The organism is Streptomyces ziwulingensis (assembly GCF_039542605.1).
Taxonomy (GTDB): Bacteria; Actinomycetota; Actinomycetes; order Streptomycetales; family Streptomycetaceae; genus Streptomyces; species Streptomyces ziwulingensis.
This window is the reverse complement of record NZ_BAABIG010000038.1, coordinates 57133-77216: the sequence shown is the minus strand read 5'-3', so window position 1 is coordinate 77216 and position 20084 is coordinate 57133. Positions and strand designations below refer to the sequence as shown.

The window sequence follows — 20084 nt, the reverse complement described above, 5'->3', positions numbered from 1 at the left end:
GAATAGGTCGCGATGTGTCTAAGTGGACTTAGACGCATTCCGTCGTAGTCGACATGCTGGAGAGTGTGTGAGGAAGAGTCTGCCGACCAAGCCGGACGACGTGATCGACCGGGACCGGGAGTGGGATCTCCTCGCGGAGTTCCTCACCGATCCGGACCCGGCGATGCGGCTCGGCATCGTGTCGGGGCGACGGCGACACGGGAAGTCGTACCTTCTGCGGGCTCTGTCCGAGCAGGTCGGCGGTCTGTACGTCACCGCGGTCCGGGAAGAGGGGCGGCTGCCCGCGATCCAACGGTTCAGCGACGCGGTCGCCACGCACGCCGGTCTCAGGCCGGGCAGTCTGCGTCTGACCGACTGGCGTGACGTGTTGTCCAACGCCCTTGATGTGACCGCCCGTTCGTCGCGCCCGCTTCTGGTGATCGACGAATTGCCGTACCTGCTCCAGCACTCGCCCGAGATCCCAGGGCTGTTGCAACAGCTCTACGACGAGCGTCAGCGAGGTGCCCGGCCCGGTGCCGGGCCGGGACCGCGGCTGATCCTGTGCGGCTCGGCGATGAGCGTCATGCATGAGCCGCTCTCCGGCACCAAGCCGCTGAGGGGGCGTGCCGTGGTCGATCTGCGGCTCGGTGCGTTCGACTACCGGGAGAGCCGGGCCTTATGGCAGATCGCCGACCCGCTGACCGCGCTGAAGGTGCACGCGGTCCTGGGCGGAGCCCCCGGCTACCGGCCGGTGGCTGCCCGGCCGCATCCTGACGACGGCTTCGACACCTGGCTCAGCCGGACGCTGCTCGACCCGGGGCGGGCGGTGTACTCGCGTACCGAGACCGAGTACCTGCTGCGCGAGGACCCGAGGATCACGCAACACACGCTGTACTACGACACGCTCACCGCGATCGCGAACGGCGCCACCACGCCCAGCAAGATCGGTGCCGCTCTCGAACGTCCGCGCAACGCCGTCGCCCACCCTCTCGGAGTCCTGGAATCCACTGGCTACATCCGACGGGAACAGGACATCCTCCGCTCCAGGCACCCCGTCATCACCCTCGCCGACCCCGTCATCCGCTTCAACCAGCTCATCACCCTCCCGCAGGCCGCCGCCGTGGAGCAGGGTTTCGCCGAACAGGTGTGGCGGCAGGCCGCTCCGACCTTCAACTCAAAGATCCTCGGGCCGCACTTCGAGGATTTGGCCCGCGACTTCACCCGCCGTTACGCGCACGCCCTGCTCCCGGGCGGGCTGCCCGGGCCGGTCGGCACCACCGAGGTCGCCGATCAGGCCGCCCGGACCAAGCACGAGGTCGATGTCATCGCCCTGGCCGCCGGCGAGCGCCCGCAAGGTCCCCGCGCGAGGATCGCACTACTGGGCGAGGCCAAGGCGACCGCCGCCCGCCGTGGGACCGGTGACCTGGAGCGCCTGGAACACATCCGTGCCCTGCTCGCGGATCAGGGGTACGACACCGCGGCCACCACGTTGGCCCTGTACTCCCTGCACGGCTTCTACCCCGACCTGGTGGACCTCGCCGACCGACGGGACGACGTCCTCCTGGTCGATCTGCCCACCCTCTACGGCGACTGACAAGCGCGGCTCCACACCTCCGTCGACGGCTGAACGGTCGTCGCGGGGCCCCGTGAAGCATCAGGTCACAGCAGGTGGAGCCGAGGCGACGGCCGGGGCCGCCACCCCCCACAGGAGTGGCCCCGGCCGTCGCGCGGCACGGGTCGCGTGGCGGCCCGTATCTCCTTCAGCGCCGGGCCCGCGTTTTGTGTCACACCTGCCCGCGTCACGGGTTAGTTGCATCTTGTACGGCCAGTCGTGCGGCCATGGACGGCGCGAGGTTTCACGACGTAACGTGCCTTTCGCGCCGGAGTGCGGCGGGTGCTGCCCCCGCACCGACCTTGCGGTGGAACACCGCAGCCGATCGAAGAGAGTCAGGCGCAAAGAGAGGCGCGCGCGGTGCTGGGGGACGACGCGGAGCTGACCGCCGCGGTGCGCGCGGCGCAGGACGGGGACGAGACCGCGTTCCGGACTGTGTACCGCGCGGTGCACCCGCGGCTGCTCGGGTATGTGCGGACGCTGGTCGGCGAGTCCGACGCCGAGGACGTGGCCTCCGAGGCGTGGCTGCAGATAGCCCGGGATCTGGCGCGCTTCGACGGCGACGCGGACCGCTTCCGCGGCTGGGCCGCCCGCATAGCCCGCAACCGCGCCCTGGACCACCTCCGGATGCGCGGGCGCCGGCCCGCGACAGGCGGCGACGAGACGGAACTCGCCGCCCGGCCCGCGGCCTCCGACACCGCGGTCGAGGCCATGGAGGCGCTCGCCACCAGCACCACCCTCTCCCTGATCGCCCGTCTTCCGCAGGACCAGGCCGAGGCCGTCGTCCTGCGGGTGGTGGTGGGCCTCGACGCCAAGACCGCCGCCGAGACACTGGGCAAGCGGCCCGGCGCCGTCCGCACCGCGGCGCACCGGGGCCTGAAGCGCCTGGCCGAACTGCTCGGCGCCGATCCGGAATCGGCCGACGGCGTCCGCGCGCTGCCGGCCCAGCGAGAACCGAACGACGCTCCGGTGACGTCCGCGACTGTGACGCATACGCGCCCGCGAACGCAGAAAGACATGTGATGGCCGACGAGCAGGGCAGGTGGCTGGACCGCGAGACGGCGGAACGTCTGCTGCGGGGAGAGCCGCTGGAGGCGGTCGACCCCGCGGCCGCAGCCCGCGCCGAACGGCTCGCCGCCTCGCTCGCGGCGCTGACCGCGTCGGCCGCGCCACCGCCGCCGACCAGCGGGGAACTGCCGGGCGAGGCCGCCGCGCTGGCCGCTTTCCGCACGGCCCGCGCCGAGCGCGCCGACGCCCCGGCCGACACGTGGGCGGCCTCTGGCCGGGAGGCCCCGGGCCGGGCCTGCGACGCCGTACTGGTCCTCATCGGCGGACGTGACGGGCGCGGCGACGAGGCCGGCCGGCCGCGCCGCCGGGGTCCGCTGCGCCTGGGCCTGGCCGCCGCGCTGGCCGTCGGCATGGTCGGCGGCGTCGCGGTCGCGACCGGAAACGGAGTGCTGCCGGCGCCGTTCGACGGCGGTGCGCCCGACCCCACCTCCTCCGTCTCGGCCGCCGCGACCCCTGGCCGGCCCCGGCCGTCGGTCCCGCCGCGGGTGGTCCCCACGGACCGGTCCCCGGCCGGTGGCACCGCGTCCGCCCCGGCCGGCCGAGCCCCGGCCGGCCGGGGCTCGGCCGGGGACGGCACCGGCGAGTCCGGGGACGTGGGCCGCGAGTCCGGGAACGTGGGCCGCGAGCCCGGCGCGGACGCCGAGGAGCCCGCGGCCGGCACCGGGGACCGGGGCCACGACTTCGCCCCGGACTGCCGGGACGTGCGCGCGGGCCAGGAACTCGACGGCGCCCGCAGGCGCGCCCTCAGGGACGCGGCCGGCGGTTCCGCACGGGTCCGGGCGTACTGCGCGCACCTCCTCGCCGACGCCGGGAAGAGCGCCGACTCCCGCGAGGGCGGCCCGAGGGGCTCCGGCTCCCCGGGCCGGGGCGGGGACGAGGACCGGGACGGCGGCGGCAAGGGCGACGACGGCGACAGAGGACCGACCCGGAAGGCGACGCTCAAGAGCGCCGGTGACGACGCCGGCGGTGCGGAGGACGAGGGCCGGTACGGCAGGGGCGGTGGAGGCCGTGGAGGCGGCGGGGATGGTGGAGGCGGTCGGGACGGTCGGGACGGTGGGGGCGGGCACGGGCCGGAGCGGGGGCGTGACTCCCATGGGGACCGCCCGCGCCACGGACGCGGCCCCGATCACGCTCACGACTCCGGCGCCGCGGCCCACCCCCGCACCGGCGGCACGTCCCGGACCCACCGCACCGCCCGTCCGTACGCCTCCTCCTCGCCCTCAGCGACAAGGCTCTGACCAGCGCTTTCCGGCGCCTTTCCGGGTGGGTGTGACACTCTCGGCCGCCGCGGCGCAGTGATAAGTGAGCCGACTGGTCATCGGCTTCGCACCGAGCCGGGGTTCCCCCCGTACTCACGGCTCGTGCACCTCGGCGCGGGCGGGACACGTTCCCCCGGTCCCGTCCGCGCCCCTCACCGGTAGACGACCACCTTGTCGCCGTCGCGCACCTCGGCGTAGAGCTGGGCGATCGCCGCCTCGTCCCGCACGTTCACGCAGCCGTGCGAGCCGCCGGCGTAGCCGCGGGCCGCGAAGTCCGACGAGAAGTGCACGGCCTGCCCGCCGCTGAAGAACATCGCGTACGGCATCGCCGAGTCGTAGAGCGTCGACACATGGTGGCGGGACTTCCAGTAGACCTCGAACACGCCCTCCCTGGTGGGGGTGGGCTGCGAGCCGAAGCGGACCGCCATCGTCGACACCGTCCGTCCGTCGATCATCCAGCGCAGGGTCCGGCTCGTCTTGCTGACGCACAGGACCCGGCCGGTCAGGCACCGCGGGTCGGGCGCGGCGGCCGGCTGACCGCCCATCAGGTAGAGGTCCCACTGGCCGGGCTCGCGCGTCATCCCACGCAGCCGCTCCCAGGTGACCGTGTCGGTGCGGCCGGTGCGGGGCAGGCCGCGCTTGCCCTGGAAGCCGCGGACCGCACGCTCGGTCAGTTCGTCGTACGTCCCGGTGGGCCCGTCGAAGAGCCACTCGATCTGACGCAGCCGGGCCTGGAGTTCCCGGACGTTCTCGCCGGTGGCGCCGGGGCCCATCAGGACGGCGGGCGCCGGTGCGGGGGGTGCGGCGCGCGGTCTGTCGTCCGAGGGGCGGGGGCTGTCGTCGGCCGCCGGGGTGCGCGTCGCGGCGGCCTCGCCCGGACGCTCGACGCGCACCGGCGGCACCTGCCCCGGTCCGCCGCCGGTGGTCTCCACCTTGCAGCCCGCCACGGCGGCCAGCGCCAGCACGGCGACCAACGCCCCGACCGCACCCGTACCCGTACGCCTGCCCGTACCCGTACGCCGATCTGTGCCTGTGCCTGTGCCTCTGCCTGTGCCCGTTCCCCTGCCACGCATCGCGCCCCGGGTCCTCTCCTCGAACGCTTCTCGGCCGCCCCAGACGCCCCCGACGTCACCCCCAGACGTTTCCCCCGAACGACGGCTCGTGAACGGCGCGCGGGCCACCGCGGTGCGGCGCGGCGCCGGAGACCACGGCGGAAAACACGGAAGCGACGTGTCGTACGCCCGTGCGACACTCCTTTCATGTTCGGCGTCATCGACCTCCCCACCTACCTCGCGGGCCTGCTGCTCATCATCCTTCTCCCTGGTCCCAACTCGCTGTACGTCCTCTCCGTCGCCGCCCGGCGCGGGGTGCGTGCCGGGTACCGGGGCGCCGCCGGCGTCTGGTGCGGGGACGCCGTGCTGATGACGCTCTCCGCGGCCGGCGTCGCCTCCCTGCTCCAGGCCAACGCCGTGCTGTTCGGAATCGTGAAGTACGCCGGCGCCGGTTATCTGACCTGGCTGGCGATCGGGATGATGCGGGCCGCCCTGGGGCTGTGGCGGACACGGCGGGAGCAGACCGCCGCCGAGGCACCGGACGCCGCCCGGGACACCGAGGAGCGGCCGTTCCGCCGGGCCCTGGTGGTCAGCCTCTTCAACCCGAAGGCGATCCTCTTCTTCGTCGCCTTCTTCGTGCAGTTCGTCGACCCCGGTTACGCCTACCCCGCCCTGTCCTTCGTGGTCCTCGGCGTCTTCGCGCAGCTCTTCAGCGTCGTCTACCTGAGCGCCCTGATATTCAGCGGCACCAAGCTGGCCGCCGCCTTCCGCCGCCGTAAACGCCTCTCCGCGGGGGCCACGACCGCCGCCGGCGCCCTCTTCCTGGGCTTCGCCGCGAAGCTGACGCTGGCGAGCACCTAGGTAGTGATCAATACAGCCCTTGGGCCGCCCGTGTCCTGGCCGGGGCGGGGCCCAGGCCGACGCGTGCCAGGTAGGCCGGGAGGCCGGCCGTCTCCGGGCCGCCGGCCCACCCGACGTATCCGTCCGGCCGGACCAGGAAGAGACCCGGCCCGTACGCGGCGGGGGCCGGACCCCGTACCACCCGTATCACCCCTACCACCCGCACCGGCTCCGGTGTCACCGGTGCCTCCGCGGCCAGGGCGAGCAGCGTCCAGTGCGGGCCCCGGAAGGCGTCGAAGAGGCGTACGTCCGCCACCGTCGCGCCGGAGGCGCGGTCGCCCGCGCGCAGCGGGCCGGCGGCCGGACGGGTCTCGTGGGTGAGGGACGACTCCCGGTGGCCGAGGCCCAGTTGTGAGGTCGCCATGCCCCGGCGCGCCTCGCCGCGGTGGACGCCGGCGGAGAGACCGAGGACGTCCGCGGCGATCGCGGCGGCCACCGAGGGCCGCCGAAAGCCGGCTACGGCAGCGACTGCGGCGTCGCCGCCTCCCGCGTGGACGGGGCCGGGGTCGTCCGGGGCCGGGACAGGGCCGCCCGCAGCCGCGGGGTCAGCGGCTTCTCGACCAGCCGGTGCATCAGCCACGCCAGCAGCAGCATCGCCGCCACCGTCAGCGCGAACGTCCCGGCCGCCGGCACGCCCAGCTCCCGGTGCAGGGTGCGGATCACCACCCAGCCCAGGTGTTCGTGGACCAGGTAGAACGGGTACGTCAGCGCCCCGGCGACGGTCAGCCAGCGCCAGTTCACCCAGTTCAGGTATCCGAGCGCGATCACGGCGACCGCCACGAAACCGAACGTGACCACGGCGACGATCCCCAGCGAGGAGCGCTGCGAGAAGGCGTCCGGGCTGGGCGCGTGCCACAGTGACGCCACCACCTGGTGCTGGCCGGTCAGCCAGCTCACCAGCACGATGCCCCACCCGTAGGCGTCCCGCCGGTGCTTGTGCAGCAGATACAGGCCGACGCCCCCGATGAAGAACGGCGCGTACTCCGGCATCAGCACCACGTCGAGCAGCGGCTCGTGCGCGGCCTGGGCGAGCGCCGCCGCCAGCGTCCAGCCGGCGCAGAACAGGATGACGCGCTGCCGGTCGGCGCCCGGCAGCACCACGCAGAGCGCGAACAGGGCGTAGAACCGGATCTCCGCCCACAGCGTCCAGCACACGCCCAGCACCCGGTCCACGCCCAGCGGCTGCTGAAGCAGAGTCAGGTTCACCAGTGCGTCGCTCGGCGAGACGGCCTCGTAGACGACCACCGGCAGCGCGAAGACCGCCGTCACCAGGAGCACCGCCACCCAGTAGGCGGGCAGCAGCCGGGAGGCGCGGGAGGCGAAGAACGACCGCAGCGGCCGTCCCCAGCCGCTCATGCAGATCACGAAGCCGCTGATCACGAAGAAGACCTGGACGCCCAGGCACCCGTAGGCGAAGAGGGAGTGCAGCGTGGGGAACAGGTGCCTGGCCGAGTCGCCCCAGGCCGCCGTCACCTCACCGCCGCGTCCGCCGTAGTGGTACGCCGCCACCATCAGCGCGGCCACCAGCCGCAGTCCGTCGAGGGCGCGCAGCCGGTTCTCCCGCCGGGGCGTCGCCGGCCGTTCCGGCCGCCGGGTCGGATCAGCCGCCGGGTCGACGGTCGTGCTGGTCACGGGGTTCCCCTCGCTGGGTGACGGCTGCGGACGTCCCAGCACGTTAGTCCGAATCCGGCGAAAGTCTGATCGACAGGCCAACCATTCGCCCTGTAGTACCGGCACGTTCACCCGGGCGTCGTTTTGGCTTTCTAAATTCGCTCAACATCCCCCCCGCTCGCAGTAATCGCGTCACGAGTGGTCGCGGATGATGAACCGCTTTGGCAAAAAAAGACCAGGAGTGCCATGACGAGGGTCCAGAACAGACGGCCACGCGCACACGGAGGTGAGCTGGACGACTGTCTGCGGGCGTGCGCGGTGCACAGCGGCAAACTCGTGGGCAGCCTCGACCGCCGCCGGATCGAACTCGCCGAGGAGCTGCGCAAGCTGCTCGTCGTGTGGGGGACACACCGCGTCGACGGCCCCGCCGCCCCGGCCCCGTCCGGTGCCACCGCCCTGCTCAAGCGGGCGGTGAAGGGCGCGTCGGCCCCCGCCGCCGGCACCGTCCCTGGCGCGCTGTTCGACGCCCTGCTGGCCGTCGCCAACAAGGCCCTCCAGGCCGGCTACGGCGACGAGCTGGACCTCGCCCTCGTCATCAGCGACACCGTCCTGGCCCAGCGGAAGAACTCCCGCGCCGGATGGCGCCTGCGCGCCCGCCTCCTGGAGGCGATCGGCGCCGAGACCGAGGCCGTCGAGGCGTACGAGAAGTACCTCTCCCTCACCGACGACGACGGCTTCGGCGTCCGCGCCCGCATCGCCGGACTGCGCGGCGGCGCCGAGAAGGAGCGCGAGCTGCTCGCCGTCCTCGCCCGGCAGTGCCCCGCCGCCCGCGACTTCACCCGCGGCCCCGCCACCGACGTGTGGGCCGAGGGCCTGGCCGCGCACGCCGCCGGTGACTGGGCGGCCGCCGAGCCGCGACTGGTCGGCGCGCTCCTGGCGCTCGCCGAGGAGGAGGCCCCGGTCGCGGACCGGCAGGCCGTCCTCAGCCAGTACCTCGACCTGCGCACCGGCGTCGACACCGACCTCCCCGCGCTCACCGAGGTCCTCGCGCTCTACGCCGAGCAGCGCCGCTCCCGGATGCGCGGCCCGGTCGCCGAGCCGACCGTCGGCGGCGTGCAGTGGATCACCCTCGGGGAGTTCCGCAACCGGATCGCCGGCAAGTCGGTCTGCCTGATCGCCAACTCCGGCCGGGTCGGCGCCAGCGGCATGGGCGCCGAGATCGACGGCTACGACCTGGTGGTGCGCTTCAACTCGTACCGGATCGACCCGAAGCACACCGGCAGCCGTACCGACATCCACGCCACCATCCACAAGCACGGGTTCAACTGGGACAAGCCGGTCGACACCCGGCTCGTCTTCGGCGGCATCTCCGGCGACTGGAAGTGGTCGCTGCGCAACCGCCTCGTGCCCGGCGCCCAGAAGTGTCTCGGCGACGAGTCGCTGCGCTGGCCGGTGCGCAACATCGGCAGGCTCGGCACGGACGCCTGGTCGGGCATCCCGACCACCGGCTTCAACATGCTGTACCTGCTGGACTTCCTGGACGTCAGCCCGAAGCTCGACCTGATCGGGTTCGACTTCTACGAGAGCGGCGCCTACCGCGTGCCCGAGGCGATGAAGCTGGCCATCACGTCCGTGCACGAATACACCAGCGAGAAGGAATGGGTCGCGCAGCGGGCCCAGAGCGTGACCGACATGAGGATATCCCTGCGATGACCACGACCTTTCCGCCGGCCGCCGCCGGCCGGGCCCCGGTGACCGCGACACCCCACCTCACCGGCAAGCGCCGGATGGCCTTCGCCTCCTACGTCGACGAGAACTACCTCCCCGGCTTCCTCGTCCTGCTGCGCAGCCTCGCCCTGACCAACCCGGGCGTGTGCGAGGACTTCGTCGTCCTCCACGACGACCTGCGGCCCGGCTCCATCGCCAAGATCCGCGCCCTGCACCCGCGGATCGTGCTGCGCCGCGTCGACACCGAGCACTACGACTCGTACAAGAAGGGCGACCAGGACAACTACCTGGTCCGCAAGGCGTACTTCATCCTCGACGTCTTCCGGCTGCGCGAGTACGACACCGTCATCACGCTCGACACCGACATGGTCGTCCTCGGCGACCTGGGCGAGCTGCTGAAGCTGCGCGAGGGCCTGGCGGCCGTCCCGCAGTTCTTCTACGGGCAGCACAAGCTCAACTCCGGTCTGCTGGTGATCCAGCGCGAGTACCTCTCGGACGCGTTCTGCGCCAAGCTCGACGCCACCGGCCGCAGCGGCGACTACGAGCTGGACAAGCACGACCAGGGCATCCTCAACGCCGTCCTGAACGGCGACTTCGTCCGCCTTGACGCGCGCTACAACTTCGTCAAGCGGCGCCTCTCCGGCGACCTGCCGGTCCCCGACGACACCGCGATCCTGCACTTCACCGGGCGCCACAAGCCCTGGCAGGGCGGCGAGTCCGGGTACGCCCAGGCGGAGGACCGCTGGCGCGAGTACGAGCTGTCCGACGCGGAGTTCCACGCGGCCTACCTGAACTCCTCCGGCGGCCTCCACCACGACCTGCTGGTGCACTTCGGCACCCCGCACGTCAAGCGCACCGGGAACGTCGAGTACGCCCGCAAGGTGGCCGCCGCGCACATAGCCGCCGGCGACTACCAGGACGCCGTCGACATCCTCTCCGGTGTGCGCATACCGCTCGACGAGGCCTGGCCGCACGAGGTCCTCGGCCACGCCCTGATGAGCGTCTCCCGCTACGACGAGGCCAAGGCGCAGCTCCTGCTGGCCACCGCCGCGCCCAACCGGGCCGCCACCGCGTACGCCCGCCTCGCCCAGATGGCCTGGGTGCGGGGCGACAACGCGGAGGCGCTGGGGCACGCCACGGCCGGCCTCTCCGTGGACATCACCCACCGCTCCAGCCGGCTGTGGGCGCAGCGCGCGACCACCGTGCCCGCGCAGGAGCTGGGCGCCCCCGAGGACCAGCTCGCGCACGTCGCGTTCTACATGGACCGGCAGGGCAACGCGGGCGACAAGCTGCTGCCGGAGACCGTCCGGCTGGGCTTCGGCGCGGACACCACCACCCGGCGCTGGCACTCCGTGCACGCCCACCGCTACTTCGACCGGGCGGCGCTGGAGCGGGTCAACGCCCGGCGCGGCCTGGTCATCGGCGGCGGCGGCCTGTTCATCCCGGACACCATGCCCAACGGCAACAGCGCCTGGCAGTGGAACGTCCCCGACGAGCACCTGCGCGCCATCGACGTGCCGATCATGATCTACGCGGTCGGGTTCAACGCCTTCGACGGCCAGTCCTACCGGGCCGGGCGGTTCCGGGAGAGCCTGGAGCTGCTGGTGGAGAAGTCCTCCTTCTTCGGGCTGCGCAACCACGGCTCCATCGACAAGGTGCGGGCGATGCTCCCGGCCCGGCTGCACGACAAGGTCCGCTTCCAGCCCTGCCCGACCACGGTCAGCCGCCAGTTGGTCCCGGGCTGGACCGACCCCTCGTACCGCGAGGAGACGGTCCTGCTCAACGCCGCCTACGACCGGGCGGGCCTGCGCTTCGGCCACGACTACGCGCACTTCCTCGCCGAGATGGCCAAGGCCGTGCGGAGCATCGGCGCGCACACCGAGGTCCAGTGCGCCGCGCACTCCCTGGACGACGAGAAGCTCGCCTTCGACCTGCGCCGCGAGCACGGCATCTCGCTCCCGGTCATCCCGATGTACGACTTCGACAACGACGAGATCCGGGACCTGTACGCCAGGACCCGCCTGGTCATCGGCATGCGCGGGCACGCCGGCATGATCCCGTTCGGGGTCGGCACGCCGATCATCAGCCTCATCTCGCACCCGAAGATGGCGTACTTCCTGGCCGACATCGAGCGCCCGGAGTGGGGTGTCTCGGTGCACGACAAGAACCTGGGCGCCGTCCTCACCGAGCGGGCGATCGGCATCCTGGACAACCACGCCAGGACGGTCGCCGACGTGCACGACCGCCAGCAGGAGCTGTGGAAGGTCACCGAGGCCAACGGCCGCGACCTGAAGAAGATCCTGGGCGCCTGAGCCACGCGCGAAGCCCCCGCGGCCGGTCTCGGCCGCGGGGGCTTCGCGCCGCCGGGGTTCAGCGGCCGACGGCCCTCTTCACCAGGCGGCCCAGGCGCGAGCCGCCGCCGTTCTCCGCCCGGTCCCGCTCGTACGCCTTGCGGAGCTGGTCGAAGTGGTCGGCGCGGGTCCGGCTCAGGTACTCGTCGCCCGTCAGCGGCTTCGCGAGCGACCAGGCCCGCCGGTGGTCGCCGGCGTAGTGGGCGACGTACGCCTTGGCGAACTCCAGGACCGGCTTGAAGGGGATGCCGCCGGTGTGGTCGCGGTCGATCCGCTCCTGCACGGCCGCGATCAGCTCCAGCTTCTCGTCGACGGTGTAGGCGTCCCGCGAGATCCGCTCCAGCACGTCCCCGGGGATCGGCCGGACCACCTCGAAGGCGAGCGTGGAGCGGATCGGCGGACCCGCGATCTCGATGTACGGCAGCAGCGCGCCGGTGCTGTGGTGCAGCCAGGGCAGCCGGGGCCCGGCGAAGTCCTGGTGCAGCACGACCGAGCCCGGCCGCAGCCGGGTCAGGAACCGCTCGGAGACACAGCGGAAGACCCGGGCGGTCTTGGCGATGTCGATGTGCAGGAACTCCACCGGGGTGGTGTCGTGCGCGTCGGAGGTCTGCCAGAGGTCCCCGGCGTGTATCTCCAGGAACGGCAGGAAGGGTTCGAGGCGGCCGCGGAAGTCGTTCAGGAAGGAGTTGTCGTCCTCCGGCTTGGCCCCGGAGGTGAAGAACTTCTCGGAGGCGAAGGTGCCCTTGCCGACCCGGAAGAAGTCGTAGGCGTGCAGCCTGCCGGTGCGCTCGTCGAAGACGGGACTCTCGCGCAGCCCGAGGGCGAGGGCGTACGTGGAGCCGCCCCCGCCGGAGCCCAGTTCGACCAGCCGGTCCCGCCCCGTCAGGTGATGGCGTCCCAGCAGGTACAGGAACCGCAGCTCCCAGGAGCTGACCTGGGAGTAGGGGATCGTGTCCGGAAGCTGGACGTCGTCGAGGAGGGGGTAGAGCCGGCCGAGGTTCGTCATGGGATGCCTCACGGGATCGGTGACGCTGAGGGCGGGATCGGTGGGGTTGCGCGGGGCGGCACCGTGATCCTAGAGCGACGAACTGTTGTTCTCCCATGGAATCCATGGAGTAATGCGAGTTTTGGTCGGTGTTTCCGTGGGCTTCGGCCGACGTTCACCGGCCGGGGCGCGCCCGCGGCCGGCCCCCCCCGGCCGGCGTCAGCGGCCCGACACCCGTCGTTGCAGGTTGCGCGCCTTGCGCGCGACCCGCCGGACGGTGGCGTTGCGCGGCAGGAAGCCGAGCTGGGCCGGGACCCCGCCCGGCAGCCCCAGGGAGGTCAGCCGCTTCTTCTTGAAGTAGCGCCAGGTGGTCTCGTCCAGCCGCGTCGACAGGTACGTCTCCGCCTCCGGCCGCAGCTCCGGCAGTATCTTCGGCTGCATCGTGAAGCCCACCGCGCGCACCAGGTCGGCGAGGTCGCCGGTGCTCATGCCCGGCCGCCCCTCGGTGACGGCCGCGCGGTCGGCGAGGTCCGGCAGGGCCGCGTCGACGATGGTGACGGGGACGCGGTTGCTGTTCTCGAACGGCGTCAGCCGGTCCAGGAGGGTGTCGGTGCCGACGCGGGCGACCGGGAGGCCGTACAGCGCGGAGGCGGTCAGCAGGGCGGTGGAGAAGCAGCCGACGACCAGCGCCGGGCGCATCCGCTGGTACAGCACCTCGGCGAGGACGGGGGTGTCCACGACCGTGAGGTCCACGCCGAGCCGCTCGGCCTCCTCCTCCAGGGTGCGGGTGAAGCGGGCGGGGGCGGTGGGGTGCGGCTTGAAGACCACGCGGGTGTGACCGAGGTCGACCGCGCCCTTCAGCATCCGCACGTGCAGCGCCTCCTCCTGCTCGGCGCTGAGGATGTTCAGCGCCGAGAGGTACTGGCCCAGCAGGAGCGCGGGCGCCTCGATCCGGGGCAGGTCGGCGCCGGTGCCGACCAGTTCGGCCAGCACCTCGGTGAACGCGCCGGTCGGCACCACCTCCGGGGGGACGCCGAACTCGGTGAGCAGCATCGGCCGCAGCCCCGGCACCAGGTCCAGGTGGAGCAGCCGCTCCACGCGCGTGCCGACCAGCGGGTCGATCTTGTTGCGGGTGGGGCCGTAGCTCATCAGGCCGTCCGCGTAGACGGTGACCGGCGCGTCGGTGAGGATCTGCGCCACCCCGAGCGCCGGGTTGACCTGGATCGACTCCACGGCGAGCCGCACCTCGTCGTCGCCCAGGTTCCAGGCCAGCCGCAGATACCGCTCGAACAGCGGGATGTCGTCCGGGCGGGGCGCCCAGGCACCCGGGTGGAACGGGAAGATCGCCTCGTTCCAGGAGACGACCTCGTCGAAGCGCGCGCGCAGCTTCTCGAAGCCCGGCATCTGATCCACCGACGGCGTCGTCTCCGGCGTCGTCGCGTTGTTGGAGACCAGCAGGATGCGCCGGTCGGCGGCGGCGAAGCAGCCCGCGTCCAGGGCGGCGGCCAGCGTCGCCGTGCCGTACAGCGTCGACGCCATGAAGATCTGCGTGGTCACGCCGCCACCTCCGCGGCCGGGGCGGAACGGCGGCGCAGCCGGCGCAGCTTGCCCGCGCGCTCGGCGTCCATCGACGCGAGCGCGTCGTCGAGCACGTCCTGCGGCATCCGCCGCAGCGCGGCGGTGCTCATCGCCTTCAGTTTCCTGGCCACGGGTGCCTCGAACCTTTCGATGGAACCGAGATGGTGGGAGATGATCGCGCAGTAGGTGCGCACCGCCTTCGGCAGCAGCAGGGCCGCGTCGGTGTCACCGGCGGTCTCCTCGATCACCTGGTCGAAGGCGCGGATGAAGTCGAGCTGCCGGTCGTCACCGATCTGGGTGAGCGAGGAGGCCACCCCGCGCCGGTAGAAGACACCGAGCGCGCTGGTCACCGCGAAGGACTCCGCCTCCCGGTGCAGCTTCCAGATCCACGGCCGGTCCTCGGCGGTGCGCAGGCCGTGGGTGAAGTGCAGCAGGCCGCGGTCGATCAGCCGGCGGTGGTAGACACCGGCCCAGGCGTAGGCGTAGTCGACGGAGGTGGTGCGGTGGGCGGGCAGGATCGCGTCGCGCGGGTTCATGACCACACCCCGGCGGCCGTGCGGCACCCGGTGCACCGAGCGGGCCCGCGCCGTGCACTGCACATGGTCGGTGCGGACGAAGTCGCAGCCCAGCTCCTCGATCGTGGCGACCAGCCGGTCGTAGTAGCCGGGCGCCAGCCAGTCGTCGCCGTCCAGGAAGGTCAGGTACTGCCCGCGGGCCGCGTCGATACCGGTGTTCCGGGCGGTCGCCAGTCCGCCGTTCTCCTCGTGTCTGACCAGCCTCGCCCCCGGCAGGCCGTGTTCCGCGCGGGCCAGCAGGTCCGCGGTCCCGTCGGTGGAGCGGTCGTCGACGAGAATGAATTCGAAGTCCTCGCGCGCGTTGGCGCGCAGACTCCGCAGGGCGTCGGGGACGTATTGCCGCACGTTGTAGAACGGCACGATGACGGAGAGCTTGAGCACGTGAGGGACGTTAGGCGGCGGCCCGGCCCTCGGCTTTACCCGCACCTTGATACGGGGTGAACGACGCGTGGCGAAGCGGTGAAGCGAACGCGTTTCCGAACGACAGGTGGCCGAACACCCCGTCCGGAGGTGTGCTGTTAACCATCTGTTGTGTTGGGGTTGGGCCGCTCCTAGGAAAGCCTTCCTAGCGTCTTCGGTGTGCCAGCAAGTGCAACGAAAGCCCTGCGGGTCGCGGTTCTCGCGGACTCCGACACCCGGTGGAAATGGGGCGCGCTCACCGCGCAGCGCATCGCGCCGCGAAACACCGGTGACCAGGACATCCGCCTCGACGGCTACCTCCTGCGCGGACGCGCCACCCCGACCGCCCGCCAGTTGAGCGAGGTCGGCGTGCACGCCGACTCGCTGAACGAGGTGACCGCCGTCGAGTTCCTGCGCGCCATGGGCGACGAGGAGTACGACATCCTGGTCCTCGCCCTGGTCGGCGGGGGAGTCCAGGCGATGCTGCACGGCCTGGGCCGGGTCTGGTCCGACCGCGCCGACCGCCCCGTGGTCGTCACCGGCTACGTCGGCGTCGTCTACGAGAAGCTCGCCGACGGCCTGCTGCTGCGCCACGGCGCCGACCTGGTCCTCGCCAACTCCCGTCAGGACGCGGACCGTTTCCGGGCCGTGTACGACGGTGTCGGCGCCGACTCCGCCTCGGTCACCGAGGTCGCGCTGCCCTTCCTCGGCGGCGCGCCCTACACCGGCGAGCACGACCCCTACACGGTCGTCTTCGCCGCCCAGCCCTCCGTGCCGGACAGCCGCCGGGACCGTACGTACCTGCTGGACCGGCTGATCCGGCACGCCCGCAAACACCCCGAGCGCGAGGTGCTGCTCAAGCTGCGCTCCAAGCCCGGCGAGCACACCACGCACATCGAGGAACTGCCGTACCAGAAGCTGGTCCAGCGGGCCGACCCGCCGGCCAACTTCCGCCTGGTCTACGGCCATATGGGCGAGGTCCTGGACCGCACCGACCTGCTGGTCACCATCAGTTCGACGGCCGCCCTGGAGTCCCTGCACCGCCGCATCCCGACCGTGGTCCTCACCGACCTCGGGGTCCGCGAGGCGCTCGGCAACCACCACTTCGTGGGCTCCGGCTGCCTCGCCTCCTGGGACCAGTTGGACGAGGGCCACCGGCCGGTCCCCGACGAGGACTGGGTGGCCCGGCAGGGCGTCGCCGCCGGGGGAGGCGCGTACGCCACCGCGTTCGACGCCGCCCGGGAGCGGGTCGCCAAGCTGCTCGCCCGGCCCGGCGGACGGCTCCCGCTGACCCCGTACTACACGCCCGTCACCGCCCCCGGCTACCTGCCCGGCATCCTCGCCCGGCACCACCTCGCCCCGGACGGCCACCCGCTGCCCGGCGCGCCCGCCGCCGACAAGGACCCCGGCGCGGTCCGGCAGATCGTGCGCCGCGCGGCGCGCGGCGCCTACCGGCACGGCGTACAGCGGGTCGCGCCCGTCATCCGGCGCATGGGGGAGCTGTGACGCCGCCCCCGGCCGGTCCGGCCGACCTGGCCAGCCCGGCCGACCCGACCAGCCCGGTCACCTCGGCCGGCCCGGCCACCGTGACCCGCCCGACCACCTCGCTCACCGACCTCGACGGAGAGGCCCTCCCCATGACCGACCCGAAGACGGGACAGGGCGCCGGCGCGCGCCGGGTGCTCGCGGTCATCCCCGCGCGCGGCGGCTCCAAGGGCGTACCCGCGAAGAACCTCGCCCCGGTGGGCGGTGTGCCGCTGGTCGTCCGCGCGGTGCGCGAGTGCCTCGCCACCCGGCTGGTGACCGACGTCGTCGTCTCCACCGACGACCAGGCCATCGCCACCGCCGCCCGCCAGGCCGGCGCCGAGGTCGTGCTGCGGCCCGCCGCCATCGCCGGGGACACGGCCACCTCCGAGGCCGCGGTGCTGCACGCCATGGACGCCCACGAGACGCTGCACGCCGCCCCCGTGGACGTGGTGCTGCTGGTGCAGTGCACCAGCCCGTTCATCGTCCGCGAGGACATCGACGCGGTGGCCGGCGCGGTCGCCGAGGACGGCGCCGACACCGCCGTGACCGTGGCGCCCTTCCACGGCTTCGTCTGGCGCGACGCCGAGGACCCGGCCGGCGCGGCCGGCGGCCACGGCGTCAACCACGACAAGTCCTACCGGCCGCGCCGCCAGGACCGCCCCCAGGACCTGCTGGAGACCGGCGCCGCCTACGCCATGGCCGCCCCCGGCTTCCGCACCCACCAGCACCGCTTCTTCGGCCGCACCGAACTGGTCCGCACCGACCCGGCACGCGTCCTGGAGATCGACGACCCGCACGACCTGGCCCGCGCCCGCGCGCTCGCCCCGCTCTTCGACGCGGCCCGCCCCGGCGCGCTGCCGACCGCCGCCGACGTCGACGCGGTCGTCCTCGACTTCGACGGCACCCAGACCGACGACCGGGTGCTGATCGACACGGACGGACGGGAGTTCGTCTCCGTCCACCGCGGCGACGGACTCGGCATCGGCGCCCTGCGCAGGTCGGGCCTGCCGCTGCTGATCCTCTCCACCGAGGTCAACCCGGTCGTCGCCGCCCGCGCCCGCAAGCTCCAGATCCCGGTGCTGCACGGCATCGACCGCAAGGACCTCGCCCTCAAACAGTGGTGCGAGGAGCAGGGCATCGCCCCCGAGCGGGTGCTCTACGTCGGCAACGACGTCAACGACCTGCCCTGCTTCGCCCTCGTCGGCTGGCCGGTGGCGGTCGCCTCCGCCCACGACGTGGTGCGCGGCGCCGCCCGCGCGGTCACCACCGTCCCCGGCGGCGACGGCGCGATCCGCGAGATCGCCGGCTGGCTCCTCGGCCCCTCCCTCGACTCCTCCGCGACCCCCACCCGGCTCACCCAGTCCAAGTAAGGAACCCCCAGCCATGAGCAGCAACTCCCGCATCCGCTCCTTCGGCGACCGCGAGGCCGGCCCCGGCCGCCCCGTCTACATCACCGGCGAGATCGGCATCAACCACAACGGTGAGCTGGACAACGCCTTCAAGCTGATCGACGCCGCCGCCGAGGCCGGCTGTGACGCCGTCAAGTTCCAGAAGCGCACGCCCGAGATCTGCACCCCCCGCGACCAGTGGGACATCGAGCGCGACACCCCCTGGGGCCGGATGACGTACATCGACTACCGCCACCGCGTGGAGTTCGGCGAGGACGAGTACCGCCAGATCGACGAGTACTGCAAGACCAAGAACATCGACTGGTTCGCCTCCCCGTGGGACACCGAGGCCGTCGCCTTCCTGGAGAAGTTCGACGTCCCCGCCCACAAGGTGGCCTCCGCCTCCCTCACCGACGACGAGCTGCTGCGCGCCCTGCGCGCCACCGGCCGCACCGTCATCCTCTCCACCGGCATGTCGACCCCGAAGCAGATCCGCCACGCGGTCGAGGTCCTCGGCTCGGACAACATCCTGCTCTGCCACGCGACGTCCACCTACCCGGCCAAGGCCGAGGAGCTGAACCTGCGCGTCATCAACACCCTCCAGCAGGAGTTCCCGAACGTCCCGATCGGCTACTCCGGCCACGAGACGGGCCTGCAGACCACGCTGGCCGCCGTCGCCCTCGGCGCCACCTTCGTCGAGCGCCACATCACCCTCGACCGCGCCATGTGGGGCTCCGACCAGGCCGCCTCCGTCGAGCCGCAGGGCCTGGTCCGCCTGGTCCGCGACATCCGCACCATCGAGGCCTCCCTCGGTGACGGCGTCAAGAAGGTCTACGAGTCGGAGCTGGGCCCGATGAAGAAGCTGCGCCGCGTCACCGGCGTCGTCGCCGAGGCGGACATCGCCGCCGCGGCCGGCGAGCCCGTCACCGTCTGACCGCCCGCCCGCCCGACCCCGCCCGCACCTCACACCCATGCCCTTACGACGGGACGGTCGTACGCCGATGAGCCCCCGTGCCGGGAATGCCGGCCCCCACACTCTCGCCTTCGTCGAGAGTCCGGTACAGCTCCTGAACGTGCTGGAGTGGGCGCACACCCGCGCCCCCTGGACGGGGCTCACCCTCGTCGTGCTGTCACCCCTGGACCCGATGACCCGGGGCCAGTTGCGCCGCATGGCGGAACTGGCCCGCGAGGACGGTCACGAGGTCCGCTGGGAAGAGGCGCGGGGCGGGGCCATGGCCCCGTTCCGCACGGTCGGGGGCCTGACGGCCCTGCTGCGCCGGGCGGAGCGGATCGTCATGGGCGACCCCTTCTCCCGCTACGTGCAACTGCTGCTCACCATCACCCGGGCCCGCGAGCTGGTCGTCGTGGACGACGGCACGGCCACGATGGAGTTCGTCACCCAACTGGCCCGCGGTGAGCGCCTGGTGCGCTGGCACCGCAAGGGCAGCCGTCCCGGCCCGCGCGACCTGGTGTTCGCCCCGGTCTCCTCCTCGGCCCGGCGCCGGCTCACCCCGGCCGCCGACCGCCAGGTGGAGATCTTCTCCGTCATGCCGCTCGACGAGGTCCCGGACGGCGTCACCGTCACACCGCACGACTTCGCCTGGACCCGCGCCCGGTTCGGCCCGCCGCGCATCACCAGGGGCGCCGACATGGTCGGCACCTCCCTGGTGGAGACCGGCGTCGTGGACGCCGACCGCTACGTGGCGGCCGTCCGCGGGCTGGCGGCGGCGCACGGCGCCACCCGCTACTTCGCCCACCGGCGCGAGAGCACCGAGAAACTCCACCGGCTGGCCGTCGAGTCCGGCCTGGAGATCGTCCGCCCCGACCTCCCCCTGGAACTGATCGCCCGCCGCGGCCCGGTCGGCCGGACCATCCTCAGCTTCCCCTCCACGGTCGTCCACACCCTGCCGCTCGCCCTGGCCGGCACCGGGGTCACCGTCGCCGTCTGCGACATCGACCCCGCCTGGCTCACCCGGAGCGCCTCCCCCCGCGCCCAGGGCTTCCTGGACGGCGTGACGGGCACGGCGCCCCGAGGGGTGGAACGGCTGCTGGCGGTGCCGGCGGTCTGAGGC

The 20084-nt window shown here is 72.7% G+C and carries 15 protein-coding genes and 1 pseudogene; 10 read left to right on the top strand and 6 right to left on the bottom strand.

Translation table 11 applies throughout. The features are described from left to right. The first annotated feature begins 67 nt into the window (after nucleotides 1-67). From ABEB00_RS19655 to ABEB00_RS19645, 3 genes are all read left to right on the top strand, one after another. On the top strand, nucleotides 68-1573 hold the full coding sequence (locus ABEB00_RS19655) for an AAA family ATPase (RefSeq protein WP_345621164.1): 1506 nt from the start codon (nucleotides 68-70) through the stop codon (nucleotides 1571-1573). A gap of 378 nt (nucleotides 1574-1951) precedes the next feature. Beyond that, complete coding sequence (locus tag ABEB00_RS19650) at nucleotides 1952-2614, top strand: RNA polymerase sigma factor (protein ID WP_345621163.1); 663 nt, start codon at nucleotides 1952-1954, stop codon at nucleotides 2612-2614. Further along, complete coding sequence (locus tag ABEB00_RS19645) at nucleotides 2614-3897, top strand: hypothetical protein (protein ID WP_345621162.1); 1284 nt, start codon at nucleotides 2614-2616, stop codon at nucleotides 3895-3897. Before ABEB00_RS19650 ends, ABEB00_RS19645 begins: the two co-directional genes overlap by 1 nt. 173 nt (nucleotides 3898-4070) lie before the next feature. Here the strand turns inward: ABEB00_RS19645 and ABEB00_RS19640 are convergent, their stop codons facing one another. After that, a complete protein-coding gene (locus tag ABEB00_RS19640; RefSeq protein ID WP_425586528.1) occupies nucleotides 4071-4991 on the bottom strand; it encodes a L,D-transpeptidase family protein in 921 nt (306 codons plus the stop codon). Between the two features lie 186 nt (nucleotides 4992-5177). On the opposite strand from ABEB00_RS19640, the gene leuE reads away from it, so the two are divergent. Further along, nucleotides 5178-5831, top strand: coding sequence for a leucine efflux protein LeuE (gene leuE / locus ABEB00_RS19635; protein WP_345621160.1), 654 nt, complete (start codon nucleotides 5178-5180; stop codon nucleotides 5829-5831). Between the two features lie 7 nt (nucleotides 5832-5838). Here the strand turns inward: leuE and ABEB00_RS19630 are convergent. Next, nucleotides 5839-6372 (bottom strand): annotated as a pseudogene (locus ABEB00_RS19630) (aromatic-ring hydroxylase C-terminal domain-containing protein); the annotation flags it as partial. Continuing rightward, nucleotides 6327-7502: an acyltransferase family protein gene (locus tag ABEB00_RS19625; protein WP_345621159.1), complete on the bottom strand. Its 1176-nt coding sequence runs from the start codon at nucleotides 7500-7502 to the stop codon at nucleotides 6327-6329. The pseudogene ABEB00_RS19630 and the gene ABEB00_RS19625, both read right to left, overlap by 46 nt. Before the next feature lie 225 nt (nucleotides 7503-7727). On the opposite strand from ABEB00_RS19625, the gene ABEB00_RS19620 reads away from it, so the two are divergent. Together ABEB00_RS19620 and ABEB00_RS19615 are read left to right on the top strand one after the other, a co-directional pair. Continuing rightward, entirely contained in the window at nucleotides 7728-9194 is a 1467-nt protein-coding gene (locus ABEB00_RS19620) for a glycosyltransferase family 29 protein (RefSeq protein ID WP_345621157.1), read from the top strand. Then, nucleotides 9191-11521: a glycosyltransferase gene (locus tag ABEB00_RS19615; protein WP_345621156.1), complete on the top strand. Its 2331-nt coding sequence runs from the start codon at nucleotides 9191-9193 to the stop codon at nucleotides 11519-11521. The genes ABEB00_RS19620 and ABEB00_RS19615 overlap by 4 nt, the downstream gene beginning before the upstream one ends. Nucleotides 11522-11579: 58 nt before the next feature. On the opposite strand, the gene ABEB00_RS19610 is transcribed toward ABEB00_RS19615, so the two are convergent. From ABEB00_RS19610 to ABEB00_RS19600, 3 genes are all read right to left on the bottom strand, one after another. Then, nucleotides 11580-12566 carry a class I SAM-dependent methyltransferase gene (locus ABEB00_RS19610; protein ID WP_345621155.1) on the bottom strand — a complete coding sequence of 329 codons (987 nt, stop codon included), beginning with the start codon at nucleotides 12564-12566 and terminating at the stop codon, nucleotides 11580-11582. A gap of 198 nt (nucleotides 12567-12764) precedes the next feature. Further along, nucleotides 12765-14102, bottom strand: a complete 1338-nt coding sequence (locus tag ABEB00_RS19605; protein ID WP_345621154.1) for a polysialyltransferase family glycosyltransferase — start codon at nucleotides 14100-14102, stop codon at nucleotides 12765-12767. Next, on the bottom strand, nucleotides 14099-15079 hold the full coding sequence (locus ABEB00_RS19600; protein ID WP_345621153.1) for a glycosyltransferase family 2 protein: 981 nt from the start codon (nucleotides 15077-15079) through the stop codon (nucleotides 14099-14101). The genes ABEB00_RS19605 and ABEB00_RS19600 overlap by 4 nt, the downstream gene beginning before the upstream one ends. A 198-nt stretch (nucleotides 15080-15277) precedes the next feature. Here ABEB00_RS19600 and ABEB00_RS19595 point away from each other — a divergent pair, with 198 nt between their 5' ends. The 4 genes from ABEB00_RS19595 (at nucleotide 15278) to ABEB00_RS19580 (ending at nucleotide 20081) form a co-directional block, all read left to right on the top strand. Further along, nucleotides 15278-16603, top strand: a complete 1326-nt coding sequence (locus ABEB00_RS19595; RefSeq protein ID WP_345621152.1) for a DUF6716 putative glycosyltransferase — start codon at nucleotides 15278-15280, stop codon at nucleotides 16601-16603. Nucleotides 16604-16734: 131 nt separating this feature from the next. Further along, a complete protein-coding gene (locus ABEB00_RS19590) occupies nucleotides 16735-17994 on the top strand; it encodes a cytidylyltransferase domain-containing protein (protein ID WP_345621185.1) in 1260 nt (419 codons plus the stop codon). A 13-nt stretch (nucleotides 17995-18007) separates the two neighbouring features. Next, on the top strand, nucleotides 18008-18946 hold the full coding sequence (locus tag ABEB00_RS19585; protein WP_345621151.1) for an N-acetylneuraminate synthase family protein: 939 nt from the start codon (nucleotides 18008-18010) through the stop codon (nucleotides 18944-18946). A gap of 67 nt (nucleotides 18947-19013) precedes the next feature. Next, nucleotides 19014-20081, top strand: coding sequence for a hypothetical protein (locus tag ABEB00_RS19580; RefSeq protein WP_345621150.1), 1068 nt, complete (start codon nucleotides 19014-19016; stop codon nucleotides 20079-20081). The last annotated feature ends 3 nt before the right edge of the window (nucleotides 20082-20084 follow it).